This window comes from Limosilactobacillus balticus (assembly GCF_014145615.1).
Taxonomy (GTDB): Bacteria; Bacillota; Bacilli; order Lactobacillales; family Lactobacillaceae; genus Limosilactobacillus; species Limosilactobacillus balticus.
Genome location: NZ_JACIVH010000041.1, coordinates 59,051 through 74,188, shown reverse-complemented (window position 1 = coordinate 74,188; position 15,138 = coordinate 59,051). Strand labels below are relative to the sequence as shown.

Below are 15,138 nucleotides of genomic sequence, written 5' to 3'. Positions count from 1 at the left end.
ATGCCTTTACTTATCGTTTTAATCGGGGTTATTATCTTAATTTTCATGATTGTTAAACTAAAGATGAACACTTTCGTTGGTTTAGTAATCACATCATTCATCGTTGGCTTGTTACTCGACCTTCCACTTACAAAAATTCCGCAGACTATTGAAACCGGAATTGGTGGCCAACTAGGACACTTAGCGATCATCTTTGGTTTCGGCTCAATGCTTGGTAAATTAGTTTCTGATGCCGGTGGTGGCTATCGAATCGCAACAACGCTTATTAACAAGTTTGGTCGGCGCTGGATCCAAGTTGCTGTTATCCTTGCCTCCTTTATCATTGGGTTAGCATTATTCTTTGAAGTTGGGCTCGTCGTTGTTTTACCAATTATCTTCATCATTGCCCGCGAACTTGATATGCCATTGATGTACCTCGGAATCCCAATGGCGGCAACTTTAAACGTTACCCACGCCTTCTTACCACCCCACCCTGCTCCAACCGCTATCACCGACATTCTTGGAGCAAACCTTGGACACGTCTTGCTTCTTGGTATTTTAGCTGCAATCCCAACAATCATTATTGCTGGTCCAGTTTATAACTGGGTATTACAAAAAGTTTATCCACGTGTTTACCGTAAAAACATTGATATTTCAGTCCTTGGTGAATATAAAGAATTTAAACTTGAAGAAACGCCGAAGTTCGGTATCTCGGTTCTAACTGCAATGATGCCAGTTATCTTAATTGCCGTTGCTACTATTTGTTCATTTATTTTCCCTAAGAACAATCCTGTTAATGAATTCATTCAATTTATTGGTGCACCTGATCTTGCAATGCTTCTTTCATTAATCTTTGCAATCTTTACGATGGGATTATGGCGAAACAAGAAAATGGAAGAAATATCAACTGCCCTTGCCGATTCAATCAAGCAAATTTCCGTAATGCTTTTGATCATCGGTGGTGGTGGTGCCTTCAAGCAAGTTCTTGTTGATGGTGGAATTTCTAAGTACATTTCTGGGCTATTTGCTCAAACTAGCATTTCACCAATTCTAGCTGCTTGGTTAATTACTGCTTTATTACGGATGTCACTTGGATCATCAACGGTTGCTGCAATGACTGCTGCTGGACTTGTGGTTCCAATGGCTCACCAATTTGGCGGTAACTCAATTATGGCAACATTAATGGTTCTTGCCATCGGTGCCGGTTCTGTCTTTTGTGGACACGTTAATGATGCCGGTTTCTGGATGATCAAAGAATACTTTGGCCTTTCATTAAAGGAAACTTTACTTTCGTGGACAACTTTAACTTCTGTCTTAGCACTCGCTGGGTTGGGAGCTGTCTACGCCATTTCATTATTTGTCTAAGTCAATTTAAGCGTCCTAGTGAATTAGCTAGTGACGCTTTTTGTATGGTTTGGTATTCTTAATAATAGTAGAACTATTAAGGATGATGAATAAACAAATGACGCAACATACTACTATCGCTGACGTTGCTAAAGCAGCTGGGGTTTCAGCGACTACCGTTTCACGTATTATTAATGGTCGTTATGATAAAATGCGCCCAGCAACGCGGAAACGGGTGGAAAAAGCAATTAAAGACCTTCAATTTGTTCCAACCGCTTCTGCACGACAGCTTCGCCAAACTCATAGTCACGTTGTTGGAATCCTCGTTGGAGATATTTCTAACCCCTTTTCATCTTTACTCGCCAAAGGGATCGATGATGTTTTGCAACAGGCAGGCTATGATATCCTCCTCATGAACACAAACAACTCGCGGGAAAATGAAAGTCGTGCTCTTCAGCGTCTATATCAGCAACGAGTTGACGGAATTATTGTCCAGCCTAATTCCCGCCAGTTTAGTCAATTTGCCCCTGCTATTCACAATGATATTCCCCTCGTGATTGTTGACCGTGAAGTTGATGACCAGCCTTCTACAGTTGGGAAGGTCACTTCTGCTAATCGTGATGCTTGTTATAACCTCGGTAAAATTCTTTATCAAAATGGTTATCAGAATATTTTAACTGTCAGCGCGCATTTGGCGGAGGCATCGGGTCAAATCCCTCGAATTGCCGGTTTAAAGGTTGCTGCTGCTGATAATGGGCTAAGCTATCACAATATTGAAACCCGGGGACATGATCGGCAGTGGCTTGTTAAAACGTTTTTGCAACAGTTAAATGAGCTCAAAGGCAAAACTGCTGTCGTTTCATTAATGGGGCCCATTTTATTTGATCTTTTAGCGATTTTTAAGGAACTAAACCTTTCCTTCCCTGACGATCTTGGCTTAGTTAGCTTTGATGATTGGGAATGGTCGCAATATGTCGCTAATGGAATTTTTCTGTTGAAGCAAGATATGGAGCTAATGGGTAATTTAGCAGCTAATAAGCTTTTAACGCAAATTAACCAACAAAGTACCATCAGTTCCACTACCCTTTTACCAGTTGAAATCATTGCACACCAGTCACTTTAGCATATAATATTACAAAGAGAATTAAATTGAGTTTTAAAGGAGAACAATAAATGAACTACTTAATTGGTGTTGACGTTGGAACCTCTAGCACAAAGGCCGTTTTATACGATCAAGATGCACAGGTGATCACACAAGCTAACTATGGCTACGAGTTGCACCGCAATGCCGCAGGAATGGCAGAACAAGAGCCAGAAGAAGTAATCAATGCTGCTGAACAAGCTATCCATGATGTGGCTACGGCAGCTGATCTCAGTACAGGGAAACTACTAGCAGTTTCAATCTCAAGTGCAAACCAAAGCCTCCTCTTATTAGATAAAGATAAGAAGCCCCTTTCACGGTTAATCACCTGGGCTGATAGTCGAGCTCAGCGCGCGGCAGATAACCTCAAGATGATGACTGAAGGACAACAATTATATATGAAGACAGGGGTTCCTGTTCATCCCATGTCAACGTTGACAAAGCTCCTTTGGTTAAGGGAAGACGAACCAGATTTATTTAGCCGTACAGCATATTTTGCTGATATTAAAGCTTACCTTTTCTATCGGTTATTTAATGAATTTAAGGTTGATATGTCAATCGCTTCCTCAACCGGCTTGATGAATCTAAAAACTTGTGATTGGGATGACCAGGCTCTTCGGGTTGCAGGGATAACCAAAGATCAACTGCCTGAAATTGTTGATGGAACAACTCAAGCAACTGGTTTAGTACCCGAAGCCCAAGAAAAATTAGGAGTACCAGCTGATACGCCCTTTATCTATGGTGCCTACGATGGTGCCCTTTCAAATATTGGCGTTGGTGCAACCAAGCAAAATACAGTAGCAATTACAATTGGCACTTCTGCAGCTGTACGAGTCGTAACTGACCATCCTGTTATTGATCCAGAACGACGCCTCTTCTGCTATGCTATTAATAAAGGATTGTGGGTCGTTGGTGGTCCGCTTAATAACGGTGGCGATGTCTATGAATGGGCAGTAAAACACCTTGTCGATAGTAGCGCTGTTAAGAACGAACAGGTGGATCCTTATACTTTAGCCAATCACGTTATTGAAGGAGTACCAGCAGGGGCACATGGACTTCTCTTCCATCCCTTCCTTGGCGGTGAACGGGCGCCATTGTGGAATGCCAAAGCGCGCGGTAGTTTCTTTGGCCTTTCTCATATTCATACACGGGCTGATATGCTACGGGCAGTCATGGAAGGAATTAGCATGAATATTGCAACAGTCTTCCAAGCAGTACGGGCTTTAGTCGGCGAACCAGCAAGTGTTACCGCAACAGGTGGCTTTGCCCGCTCAAAAGTATGGCGCCAAATGCTTGCTGATATCTTAAACTGTCCTGTTAATGTTCCAGACTCATTTGAATCAGGCTGCCTTGGATCAGTAGTTATGGCTATGCAAAGTTTGGGAATGATCGATAGTCTTGATACACCACAAAAGTTCATTGGCAAGGTCAGTTCTTACCAACCAGATCCAACCGCAGTAAAAGTATATCAACGTTATACTCCACTCTTCCAACAAGTTGAAGATATGCTTGCTCCTGCTTATTCTGAAATTGCCAAACTACAAGAGCGCCAAAATAATTAAAGAATTAAAAATCGATCTTACATCGGAACATGATTGTAAGATCGATTTTTAATTATGACTATTCTGTTAATAGGTTCTTAATATTACCTTTAGCATTTTTGCAATCAACGTAAAACGCTTTCTCCTATGTTATTATTAATTCATAGCAAAAAAACATTTATAGAAAGGAAGTGGTACTAATGGCCGCATGGAAAAAATGGTGGGTTTCATTTGTGATGATGCTTCAGGTAATTATTGGAATCGTTGTCGTATCATTATGGTTTTATCGTGACCAAACTTGGACGATTCCAGTTAACGATTGGCTTCACAGCCCCATCGGTCAAAGTTTCTCAGCCGGAGTCGCAGTATTTTTAATCATCGTTGCTTTAACCGTAATAGCAATTGCCGTTTTTCGCCCAACAACGACTAAACAAATGACAATCGCTAAGGATGGTGCTAATAAAGTTCAGATTGATCAACATGCAGTTGAACATAGCTTAACTACTTCAATTGCTAAATTTGATCTTTACAATCCAGTAATTAAACTCAAGATGCACCGTAACAATCGCAACGCAGACGTCACTGTTCATGGAATGCTCTCTAAGAGAACCAATCCAAAACTAGTTCATACAGTACTACTCCAGACAATTAAAGAAAACCTAAAACGAGACTTCGACATTGATCTTAATAAATTACACATTAAGCTAAGTCCCTACTCAAACAAAGAATCAGTCAACATTGTCTAAAAAGGAGGTACTATATGAAACTTGCTACAATTGGCGTTATCTTAGGACTGCTTATCAGCATTAGTTGGATTATGTGGGGCTTTTTCCCAATGATTGGCATTCTGTTAGCTGTCACTATCTTAGGCGGAATTGGCTATGTTCTTGATGCAAAAGGCTATTCATTAAATAAACTCGCGATAAAAATGTTAGATAAATTTGCCAACTAATTCAAGGAGGAATTAATATGACAACCACTACAAATAATAAAACAATTGATGAACAATTAACATTTGATGATCAGGTAATTGAAAAAATTGCTGGAATTACCGCTAGCAAAGTCCCTGGGGTCCTTTCCCTCGACGGAAATATGTTTAGTGAATTAGCAGACAAAGTAACTTCCGGAAGCAATCCAACAAAGGGAATTGATGCCGATGTTGGTGAAAAGCAAGTTGCATTAAAAATGGAAGCCACCATCGAATATGGCAAAAGTGCTCCAGAAATTTTTAAGGCTGTTTGTTCTGAGGTCCAGCATGCAATCAATAAAATGACTGGCTTGAATTTAGTTAAATTTGAGTTACATATCAATGACGTTAAAACAAGAGAAGAAGTAGAAAAAGATACAAAATAAGGGAACGAGCCAAGTATCACGGGTATCTTCGTTTTCAACATAGAGCCCCCCATATACAATATAGGCCTCCATCGTTCGGCTTTACCGGGCATTGGGGGCCTATTTTGCTTGCTTCTTATTCTTATGGACGTGTTCGAACTTATACCACACTCTTTTTAATAATCATTTAAAATGACGTCCTAAAATAACTAAATCACGTTTAATCCCATCAAGCTCTGCTACTTGTGGTAAAAGCCCCCATTGCGTAAAACCAAACGATTTAAATAACTTTAGGCTTGGAATATTATGACCAAAAATATAAGCCACGATTGTATCAACTGTTAATTTAGGCAATTGACGAATAATAAATTCCATAGTTTTTGTCCCCACTCCTTGTTTCCGTAACCGTTGATCAAGGTAAATGGCAATTTCACTAGTATGATCATAGGCTGAACGACCATAAAAATGCTCAAGGGCAACCCACCCGAGAACCTCATTTTGATATTCAATTACCCAGATGGGATGATTTTCGTCAAAATCTTCAAACCATTCTTCCCGTTCGTCAACCGTTATCGGAGTAAGATCTGCAGTAGCTAACCGTGACGGAATAATTTGATTATAAATTTCAACAATTTTTGGTAGATCTTCAAGTGTCGCTTTTCGGTATACCAACTCCACTATATTTCCCTCTAAAAGTTTTTCTAAACTACTTTTTTTGAACCATTCGAACTAACCCAATCATCATACTTAATAAAATTCCTATTGATGCTAATAAGGTGTATCGACGCAATTGTTGATTTTCTTCAGTTAATAATTTTATTTCTCGCCGCATAACTTTTTTCTTCACTGCAAGCACCGCCTTTATTAATTCTAACAAGACCATCATATCATATTATTTGCGATTGCTTCTTAATATTTTATCTTTATCCCGTTAATGACTATAATGAAAACTATAAGGAAGTGTGTAGAGGGTATGCTTTTAAACGATATTATTAGTATTTTATTATTTTGCGTGTTTGCTTATCTTTTTAATTTTAACTTTCACCGCGATAACTATGCCTATGCCATTGTGATGTTTATCGGCATGATGGTATTTTATGGCGATTTTTACCACCATCTCCCAATTAGCTGGAAATTATATATTTTGCTTATTGCTACTTTTTTATGGGCTTTATTTACAATTTTCATGGGGAGGCAAGCATTAATTAAACCAGCTCAACGTAAACATTTTTCTTATGCAACGATTATTGGAATTTTTGCAATTATTATTACTTTTATCTTCAGGATTATTCTTTAAAGGCAATAAGGGAGCGTGATCGCGAAGTCGCATTTGACTTCTATCACACTCCCTTAGTATGTTCCTAACAATCATGTGCTCGATCAATTTGAGAATTTAAGTCTGTATTACTAAGATCCAGAATTTCAAGATTATCCGTTAAAACACGTTTAGGACTGACAAGTGGCATTGTAAAGTATCGCGGATTAAATCTTACTTCCATTTCATCATCAAATTGAACTGCTGTATGACCTTTAATAAAAACAGCCCCTAAATTAGAGGTGATTTTTTCATTATAATCTGGGGTCTCTAAATTCTCTTTAACAAGAATTAGTCGATAATCACCATCTAAACTGCAGCTCCCAACGGCAGAAAATGGGCCAACCCCATCATCAAAGTCTAGGAGCATCTTCTTAGATGATAATTCATAATGTTGTAAACGCTGAATAGCTTGGTCAGTAAATGTGATATTCATTAATATCAACCCCATTTCTTAAAATCAGTACTTATATTTTAACTAATTAAGAATAAGCTTTGAAATTTAAAGCTCAAAAAACTGAGAAAAATCGCAAAATTTTTCTCAGTTTTTTAATTAATTTATTAACCTTCGAATGCATCAGTTAATGGAGGAACAACTTGTTTCTTCCGTGATACAACACCTGGTAAATTCATCCGCTTGTTTTCGTTAAGCTTCTTACCAAAGGCTGCTTCAACTTTTTCAGCAGGATCACCAATAACTAATAATTCGGAGTCACTGTTTAAGATGTTAGTAGCGATTAATAAGAATAAATCATAATCGTTATCATCCATCATACTTTGCATTTGACTTTCAAGATCAGCTTGACGAGCAAAAACATCATCTAAATCAACGGTGTTAACTTGACCAATACGAACCTTCTTGCCGCCAAGTTCAAAGGTCTTAGCATCACCATCAACGATATCAGCATCAGACTTAGCACCAAGGTTAGTACCAGCCTTAAGCATTTCAATGCCGTACTTTTCGTAATCTTCAACACCAGCAATCTTTGCTAAGTACTTAACAGCTTCACGATCGTGGTCAGTTGTAGTTGGTGACTTCAAAAGTAAGGTATCAGAAATGATAGCAGAAAGCATCATCCCAGCCAAGTTAGCAGGAATATTAATGTGCTTTTCTTGGAACAATTCTGTAATGATTGTGCTTACACAACCGTAAGGGCGAACAGTTGCCCAGAGTGGTTGGGCAGTTTCAAAGCCGGCAATCCGGTGGTGGTCAACTAAGTGCGTTACAGTGACCTTATCAATATCACTAACACTTTGTTGTGGTTCGTTGTGATCTACAAGCATTACCTTATCTACTTCGTTTGCGGCAGTTTCGATTACGCGTGGTGCTTCCATACCGAAAGTCTTTAATGCAAACTTAGTCTCATCATTTGGTTCACCCAAAGCAACCGCTTCAGTTTCGTATCCCAATTGGTTTTGAAAGTATGAAAATGCCATTGCAGCGGTAATCGCATCTGTATCAGGCTTTTGGTGTCCAAATACTAATTCTTTGCTCATATAAATTCCTCCTGTTTGTTCACTACTTTAATCTTAGTTATTTCTAGTAGGTGAAACAATCTACATTTTCTATTCTATCATGGAAGTTAATAGATTAAAGAATAATTATTAAATATCTTCCCTATTATGGATAAAATCTTTTAAGATCTGCCACATTTGTTCATGCTGACTGTTAAAAAAGCGTGGCGGTTTTTCATCTATTAAAAAATATTCAGTGGTTGTCGTTTCTGTAACTTTTGGCTGATAATGTTTAGTGCTAGTTTCTTCAACTAAGTAAAAAGCATTAACTGGTTGAACACGGTCACCATTAGGATAAGTATAAAAATCCTGATCAAGGATTGCTAGTCGCTTGACAGGCACAATTTCAATTCCCGCATCTTCTTTAAATTCGCGCTTTACAGTTTGCTCAAAAGATTCGCCAAATTCCATATAGCCGCCTGGAAAGCCCCAATCACCAGTATCTGCGCGTTCTTGAAGCAAGACAGCTCCTTGCTGGTCTAAAAGCGCTCCAGAAGCACTAGTCATGATTAGGGGACGATGCCCCACCAGATCACGAATTTCTTTAATATATGCCAAGCTTTTCGCCCTCTTTTAATTTTGGCTAACAGGTTCTTCGGATAAAACATTCATTTGTTTCATTCGAAGCTTTACTGGTTCTCCTTGCGTATCAGTATCAATTACAAAAGCTCCGTTTGACTTAATTGAGCTTAGACGATGGTCGGTAGCCATTATATCTTGGAATGCCGGCCGGTTAGTAATGGTCTCAAAAGCTCCCTGATAATCAGGGTCATAAGCAAGGAAGTCCGCAATTTCATGAGGATGTGATTTTAACCGCCGAAGAACAAGTTCTCCTCGCCGTGCTCGTGCCCCAATCTCAATTTTATCAACTGGCATTTCCTTAAATGCTCCTCGTTGGGTAATTACCGCAATATCTTGACCATCTTTAACCAAGATTTGATCTGCTACTTGGTCATCATCTTTCAGGTTAATGGCTCGTACACCAGCTGTCCGGATCCCGGTTACAGGAACATCCGCGACATCATACCGCACTGCATATCCTTGGCGACTAATCGTCAATAGTGAATAATTCTCATTTGTCGGTTCATAATAATCAACATTTACAACTTGCGCATTATCCCTGAGCTTAATTGCGACACTTGCATGGCTTTTATAACGTGAACCAGGCTTATAGTCATTAAAGGCCGTTTGCTTTACTTGACCATCGCTGGTTCCCATAATGATTGTTCCTGGCTGATCTAGTTTATCAAAAATCATTGCTTTAATGATCTCTTCATTATCTGCTAAGCCGATTGTTTGTGAGATATGCTCGCCAGTATCCTTCCACCGCGCATCCGCGATTTCATGAATTGGTCGGTAAATGATATGCCCAAAGTTGGTAAACATGAATAAATGCGATAATGTATTCGTTTGCTGAATCAATAATGGGTAATCATCTTCTCGGAGGCCATTTGCTTCTGCTTCCGAAGCCTTGAAGGAACGAATGCTGCTTCGTTTAATATAGCCCGCATGCGAAACTAAAACCACCACATCTTCGTTTGCAACCGTAACTTTCGTATCAATCTCAAGCTTTTCAACATGATTTTCAATCTTGGTTCGTCTCGGATTACCAAATTCCTTCTTGATAGCCCTAATTTCCTTAGTAAGGACTTTTGCTAACTCATTTTCGTTAGTTAAGATTAACTGATATTCATTAATCCGCGAATTTAGCTGCTCTTGTTCTTTTTCTAGCTCAGTTACATCCGTATTTGTTAAGCGATAAAGTTGCAAGGTAACAATTGCTTCAGCCTGTTCAGATGTAAAGCTATATTCTTTTACTAAGTTTTCCTTTGCGTCCTTACGATTCTTACTTGCCCGAATCGTTTTAATGACCTTATCTAAAATTGAGAGTGCTTTAATTAACCCTTCGACAATATGCAAACGTTGTTGAGCCTTCGTTAGGTTATATTGGGTCCGTCGACGAATAATCTCTTTCTGGAATTCGAGATAGGAAGTCAAAATTCGCTTCAAGCCAACACGCATTGGTCGCTGGTCATCAATCGCAACCATATTGAAATTATAGTTAATCTGTAAATCGGTGTTCTTTAATAAGTAATTAAGGAGCCCGTTTGCATTAGCTCCCCGCTTTAGTTCGATTGCAATTCGTAATCCACTACGATCAGTTTCATCGCGGGCTTCCGCAATTCCCTCAACTTTTTTGGCGAGGCGCAGATCGTTAATTCGCTTAACCAGTTGCGCCTTATTTACTTCATAAGGAATCTCCGTCACATTAATTTGTTGACGACCACCCCGCAATGTTTCAATCTCCGTTTTTGCTCGCACTACGACCCGACCGCGACCAGTCTGGTATGCCTTACGAATGCCATCAATCCCCTGAATGATTCCACCAGTTGGGAAATCAGGTCCAGGAATAAATTCCATTAACTTATCCAAAGAAGCAGTTGGATGCTTGATAAGATAAATCAGTGCATCAAGAACTTCACTTAAATTATGCGTTGGAATCTCAGTAGCATATCCAGCAGAAATTCCAGTTGCTCCATTAACGAGTAAGTTCGGAATCCGTGCTGGTAAAACTGTCGGTTCCTTTTCAGTATCGTCAAAGTTTAAAGCCATCTCAACTGTATCTTTGTCGATATCTTGAAGCATTAAACCTGCTATTTTACTAAGCCGAGCTTCAGTATAACGCATGGCAGCTGGTGGATCACCATCCATTGATCCATTATTACCATGCATTTCAATCAGGGGTTCACGTAATTTCCAATCCTGACTTAACCGGACTAATGCTTCATAAATTGAACTATCACCGTGGGGGTGGAAGTTACCCATTACGTTCCCAACTGATTTAGCAGACTTACGAAATCCTTTATCATAAGTATTTCCATCCTTATTCATGGCAAATAAAATCCGGCGCTGAACCGGTTTTAATCCATCACGAATATCAGGCAAAGCTCGTTCTTGAATAATTGATTTTGAATAACGCCCAAAACGATCACCCATGATCTGTTCGAGTGTCATATGTTCAATTTTTCCGTTTCTCACAAAACTTGATTCCCTTCTCTATTTATTCCATGTACTAATTGTAGGCTCTTTAGTTTGAGGTAATTGCCCTTTATTCTCAACTAATTTATCAGATTCTTGATCATCGGCTAACGTGAATTGGACATTTTCTTCAATCCATTCTCGCCGTGGTTCAACCTTATTACCCATCAAGGTAGTTACACGACGCTCAGCTAATTCAGCATCCTCGATACGAACTTGGATTAGTGTCCGGGTTTCCGGATTCATTGTCGTTTCCCACAACTGATCAGCATTCATTTCACCAAGCCCTTTGAACCGTTGTAATTGTGCTCCCTTGCCCATCTTTTTAGTCAATTTTGTTAATTCTTCATTAGTCCACGCATACGTGATATTAGTCTTAGCTCCTCGTCCCCGTTGCAAACGATAAAGTGGTGGAAGAGCAATATAGATCTTTCCCGCTTCGATCATTGGCCGCATATACTTGTAGAAAAAGGTAAGAAGAAGAATCTGAATATGAGCGCCATCATCATCGGCATCTGTCATAATAATAATCTTATCGTAGTTTGAATCTTCAACATTAAATTCAGAACCGGCACCAGCACCAACAGTATAGATAATTGTATTCAATTCTTCGTTTTTTAATACATCATCTAACTTCGCCTTTTCTGTATTTAGCACTTTTCCGCGTAATGGTAAAATTGCTTGGAATTTACGGTCACGCCCCTGCTTAGCTGAACCACCGGCCGAATCCCCTTCGACTAGGAATAATTCATTTTTCTTAGCATTTTTTGATTGGGCAGGAGTCAATTTTCCAGAAAGATTACGTTCCTTTTTACCCTTTCGTTTACCACCACGGGCTTGGTTACGGGCTTTGCGGGCAGCTTCTCGGGCTTCACGGGCTTTTAATGCCTTGCGAATTAACATCTGGGCAAAGTCACCGTTTTCCATTAGGGCATAGTTAAGCTGCTCACTGACAATTGCATCAACAATTTTCCGTGCTTCAGGAGTTCCCAGTTTATCCTTTGTCTGGCCTTCAAATTGAAGTAGACGTTCTGGAATCCGAACAGAGATAACCGCTGTTAACCCTTCCCGAACATCACTACCTTCTAGATTTTTATCATTAGCTTTTAACAGGCCAACCTTTTTTGCATATTCATTGAAAGTCTTCGTCCAGGCACTCCGGAATCCGGCTTCATGAGTACCACCATCTGGAGTTCGGACATTGTTGACAAATGATAACAAACTCTCAGAATAACCATCATTATATTGAGCCGCCACTTCAACTTCGACCCCATCTTGCTTTCCGTCAAAGTAAAGCGTCTTTCCTAAAACGTCCTTACCCTCGTTAAGATAAGAAACGAACTCCTGAATTCCATTGTCGAACTGGAATACATCTTTTTTCTCTTGACCAGCTCGTTTATCAGTAAGGGTAATCTTAATTCCTTTCAATAAAAAGGCCGACTCACGAAGCCGATTAGCTAAGGTATTATAGTCATAAACAGTAGTTGAAAAAATCTTTGGGTCCGGCTTAAATGAAACGGTCGTTCCGTTCTCCGCTTTAGTTTTTCCTAATTTTTTCAACGTTCCAACTGGTTGACCGCCATCCTTAAAAATTTCTTGGTAACGGACGTGATCACGGACAATTGTCAGCGTCAAATGTGATGATAAGGCATTTACAACGGAAGCCCCAACACCATGAAGTCCTCCTGAAGTCTTATAGCCATCTGACTGACCAAACTTTCCTCCAGCATGAAGGACCGTCATAATAACTTCGGGCGTAGGCTTACCAGAAGCATGCATCCCAACCGGCATCCCCCGACCATGATCTTGAACTGTAATCGCATTATCTGCTTCAATGGTGACGTTAATCTCATCACCATACCCGGATAACGCTTCATCAACGGCATTATCCACTATTTCATATACCAGGTGGTGCAATCCACGTGAATCAGTCGATCCAATATACATCCCTGGTCTTTTTCGTACCGCCTCAAGTCCTTTTAATACTTGTATGGATGAGGCATCATATTTTACTTCTTCTTTGGCCACAAAATGACCTCCCATTGCCAATATTATACCTAAACGTATGTTCGGAAAATTATTTTACCATTTACATTTGTTAATTGTAAAGCTAAACTGGCTACAATTTCAATTCATAATTAAAATGATACTGAAAACTTGGTAGATTGGCAAATTGTGTCTTCCTAGTGGTTAAAATCAAATATTCATGCTATGCTTAAAAGCTGTATAAGCTATTATTAAGGAGCTATTTATATGATTTTTGAAATTATTGGGATGATTATTATCGCTTACCTATTAGGTTCAATTCCAACTGGCCTCTGGATCGGTAAGTATATTTATCATAAAGATATCCGCAAGTTAGGCAGCGGGAATATTGGAACAACAAATACCTTTCGGACATTGGGCTTTAAGGCTGGCGTAGTCGTTTTGGTTATCGATATTCTAAAGGGAACACTCGCTGCTAGTCAGCCTTACTTTTTAGGGATATCTGGAACTGTCAATCCACTACTAATCGGATTATTTGCTAGCCTTGGTCACACTGTATCAATATTCGATAATTTTCATGGTGGAAAGGCTGTGGCAACTAGTGCGGGGATTCTATTAGCTTATAACCCCCTCCTCTTTGTTGTTGCCTGTTTGATTTTTATTTTTGTTTTGTGCTTAACAAGTATGGTTAGTGCCGCCAGTATGGTAGGTATTAGTGCAATTTTCATTATTGCCCTCTTCATTCATGCGTGGATATTAGCAATCGTAGCAGGAATATTAACCGGAGTGGTCTTTTACCGCCACCGATCAAATATTCACCGAATTTTATCAGGAAAAGAATCGATGGTAAGTTTTGGCCTTGGCTATTACTTACGAGAAAAGAAACAAAATAAATAGGAGACTGGAAATGAGAATTTTCACAGTCTCCTATTTTTTTCGTTAAAATGGCTTAATGCTAAAGTGATAATTATCTGTTTCATTTGGTGCTAGGCGGTGCATCCCTTGCTTATGAAGGAGCAACCCATCAGCGTTGACATTATCAGCTATTCCCCACCACGGTTCCACACATACAAATGGAGCTGTACTTGGATATTGTGACCAAACACCCACGTATTCCGTATTAAAGGTATCAACTACAACCCCATGATTAGCAACAGTATCTGTTAATTTGGCTGTAAAATGGCCACCATCTGTTTTGAAAATAATAGCATCCTTATTAAAAAGATCATGATTAAGTGATAATGAATCCTGCATATTAATCAATTGTGGATGAGCTGAATCATTATAAGCGCCATCTAAAACGATCCGTGAATATTCTGTTGCCGGTTTAACACTTAATTCTGTTTGTTCAAAACTACCGGCACTAGTTAATGGCATATTAAAACCAGGGTGTGCTCCAATAGCATAGATTAAAGTTTCATCTTCACTCGGATTTTTCACCGCATAGCTAATTTCAACCTTATCGACAATTAATTCAAATTTCACCTGAAGACTAAACGAAAAAGGAAAAGCCTTCTTAGTTTCACTATCATCATGCTGTTCCATCACAACCATCGATGGTGTTTGCTCAATAACTTGAAATTTTCGATCACGTGCAAAACCATGTTGTGTTTGATGATAAGTTTGGTTGCCATATTGGTATTGATCATCTTTCAAGCGACCAACGAACGGAAAGAGAATTGGTGCTTGGCGATTCCATGAGGCGGGATCTCCCTGCCATAAGTATTCGATTTCGTTATCTTGCCGTTTAATACTATGTAATTGAGCACCTAATTCATCAATTTGCACAGTTAATTGTTGGTTTTGTAAAGTAATCATTGTTATCGATCCCTTCAATTGATAATCGTTTAACATTAAGTATATAAAAAAGGTTCCAAACGCACAATAGCAGATTTTGGAACCCTTTTCAATAAACACTTAAGTAAAATTTAGTAAAAAACCAGCGC

The 15,138-nt window shown here is 39.2% G+C and carries 16 protein-coding genes; 8 read left to right on the top strand and 8 right to left on the bottom strand.

Features of this window, described 5'->3' with window-relative positions:
• The 6 genes from H5S10_RS00825 to H5S10_RS00800 all read left to right on the top strand — a co-directional run bounded on the left by H5S10_RS00825 (nucleotide 1) and on the right by H5S10_RS00800 (nucleotide 5,358).
• A complete protein-coding gene (locus tag H5S10_RS00825) occupies nucleotides 1-1,344 on the top strand; it encodes a gluconate:H+ symporter (protein WP_182588403.1) in 1,344 nt (447 codons plus the stop codon).
• Nucleotides 1,345-1,426: 82 nt separating this feature from the next.
• Nucleotides 1,427-2,446, top strand: coding sequence for a LacI family DNA-binding transcriptional regulator (locus H5S10_RS00820; RefSeq protein WP_182588402.1), 1,020 nt, complete (start codon nucleotides 1,427-1,429; stop codon nucleotides 2,444-2,446).
• 50 nt (nucleotides 2,447-2,496) lie between these two features.
• Nucleotides 2,497-4,026 carry a gluconokinase gene (locus tag H5S10_RS00815; RefSeq protein WP_182588401.1) on the top strand — a complete coding sequence of 510 codons (1,530 nt, stop codon included), beginning with the start codon at nucleotides 2,497-2,499 and terminating at the stop codon, nucleotides 4,024-4,026.
• 179 nt (nucleotides 4,027-4,205) lie between these two features.
• Nucleotides 4,206-4,751 carry an alkaline shock response membrane anchor protein AmaP gene (gene amaP / locus H5S10_RS00810; protein WP_182588400.1) on the top strand — a complete coding sequence of 182 codons (546 nt, stop codon included), beginning with the start codon at nucleotides 4,206-4,208 and terminating at the stop codon, nucleotides 4,749-4,751.
• A gap of 14 nt (nucleotides 4,752-4,765) precedes the next feature.
• A complete protein-coding gene (locus H5S10_RS00805) occupies nucleotides 4,766-4,957 on the top strand; it encodes a hypothetical protein (RefSeq protein ID WP_003666092.1) in 192 nt (63 codons plus the stop codon).
• 17 nt (nucleotides 4,958-4,974) lie between these two features.
• Nucleotides 4,975-5,358 carry an Asp23/Gls24 family envelope stress response protein gene (locus H5S10_RS00800; protein ID WP_182588399.1) on the top strand — a complete coding sequence of 128 codons (384 nt, stop codon included), beginning with the start codon at nucleotides 4,975-4,977 and terminating at the stop codon, nucleotides 5,356-5,358.
• Nucleotides 5,359-5,520: 162 nt separating this feature from the next.
• Here H5S10_RS00800 and H5S10_RS00795 read toward each other — a convergent pair whose 3' ends face one another.
• On the bottom strand, nucleotides 5,521-6,015 hold the full coding sequence (locus tag H5S10_RS00795) for a GNAT family N-acetyltransferase (protein ID WP_182588398.1): 495 nt from the start codon (nucleotides 6,013-6,015) through the stop codon (nucleotides 5,521-5,523).
• A 28-nt stretch (nucleotides 6,016-6,043) separates the two neighbouring features.
• Nucleotides 6,044-6,184, bottom strand: coding sequence for a hypothetical protein (locus H5S10_RS00790; protein WP_182586392.1), 141 nt, complete (start codon nucleotides 6,182-6,184; stop codon nucleotides 6,044-6,046).
• A gap of 126 nt (nucleotides 6,185-6,310) precedes the next feature.
• Between H5S10_RS00790 and H5S10_RS00785 the strand changes: the two genes are divergently transcribed.
• Nucleotides 6,311-6,634 carry a hypothetical protein gene (locus tag H5S10_RS00785; protein WP_182588397.1) on the top strand — a complete coding sequence of 108 codons (324 nt, stop codon included), beginning with the start codon at nucleotides 6,311-6,313 and terminating at the stop codon, nucleotides 6,632-6,634.
• A gap of 64 nt (nucleotides 6,635-6,698) precedes the next feature.
• Here the strand turns inward: H5S10_RS00785 and H5S10_RS00780 are convergent, their stop codons facing one another.
• The 5 genes from H5S10_RS00780 to parE all read right to left on the bottom strand — a co-directional run bounded on the left by H5S10_RS00780 (nucleotide 6,699) and on the right by parE (nucleotide 13,249).
• Nucleotides 6,699-7,088 carry an iron-sulfur cluster biosynthesis family protein gene (locus H5S10_RS00780; RefSeq protein WP_288134541.1) on the bottom strand — a complete coding sequence of 130 codons (390 nt, stop codon included), beginning with the start codon at nucleotides 7,086-7,088 and terminating at the stop codon, nucleotides 6,699-6,701.
• A 125-nt stretch (nucleotides 7,089-7,213) separates the two neighbouring features.
• Complete coding sequence (locus H5S10_RS00775; RefSeq protein ID WP_003668076.1) at nucleotides 7,214-8,149, bottom strand: manganese-dependent inorganic pyrophosphatase; 936 nt, start codon at nucleotides 8,147-8,149, stop codon at nucleotides 7,214-7,216.
• 108 nt (nucleotides 8,150-8,257) lie between these two features.
• Nucleotides 8,258-8,725 (bottom strand): NUDIX hydrolase, encoded by a 468-nt coding sequence (locus tag H5S10_RS00770; protein ID WP_182588395.1) that lies wholly within the window; start codon nucleotides 8,723-8,725, stop codon nucleotides 8,258-8,260.
• Between the two features lie 15 nt (nucleotides 8,726-8,740).
• A complete protein-coding gene (gene parC / locus H5S10_RS00765) occupies nucleotides 8,741-11,206 on the bottom strand; it encodes a DNA topoisomerase IV subunit A (RefSeq protein ID WP_182588394.1) in 2,466 nt (821 codons plus the stop codon).
• A gap of 18 nt (nucleotides 11,207-11,224) precedes the next feature.
• A complete protein-coding gene (parE, locus tag H5S10_RS00760) occupies nucleotides 11,225-13,249 on the bottom strand; it encodes a DNA topoisomerase IV subunit B (RefSeq protein WP_220480909.1) in 2,025 nt (674 codons plus the stop codon).
• A 210-nt stretch (nucleotides 13,250-13,459) separates the two neighbouring features.
• Here parE and plsY point away from each other — a divergent pair, with 210 nt between their 5' ends.
• A complete protein-coding gene (gene plsY, locus H5S10_RS00755; protein ID WP_163621982.1) occupies nucleotides 13,460-14,089 on the top strand; it encodes a glycerol-3-phosphate 1-O-acyltransferase PlsY in 630 nt (209 codons plus the stop codon).
• Nucleotides 14,090-14,131: 42 nt separating this feature from the next.
• Here the strand turns inward: plsY and H5S10_RS00750 are convergent, their stop codons facing one another.
• Complete coding sequence (locus H5S10_RS00750) at nucleotides 14,132-15,010, bottom strand: aldose 1-epimerase family protein (protein ID WP_456085627.1); 879 nt, start codon at nucleotides 15,008-15,010, stop codon at nucleotides 14,132-14,134.
• Nucleotides 15,011-15,138: the final 128 nt, after the last annotated feature.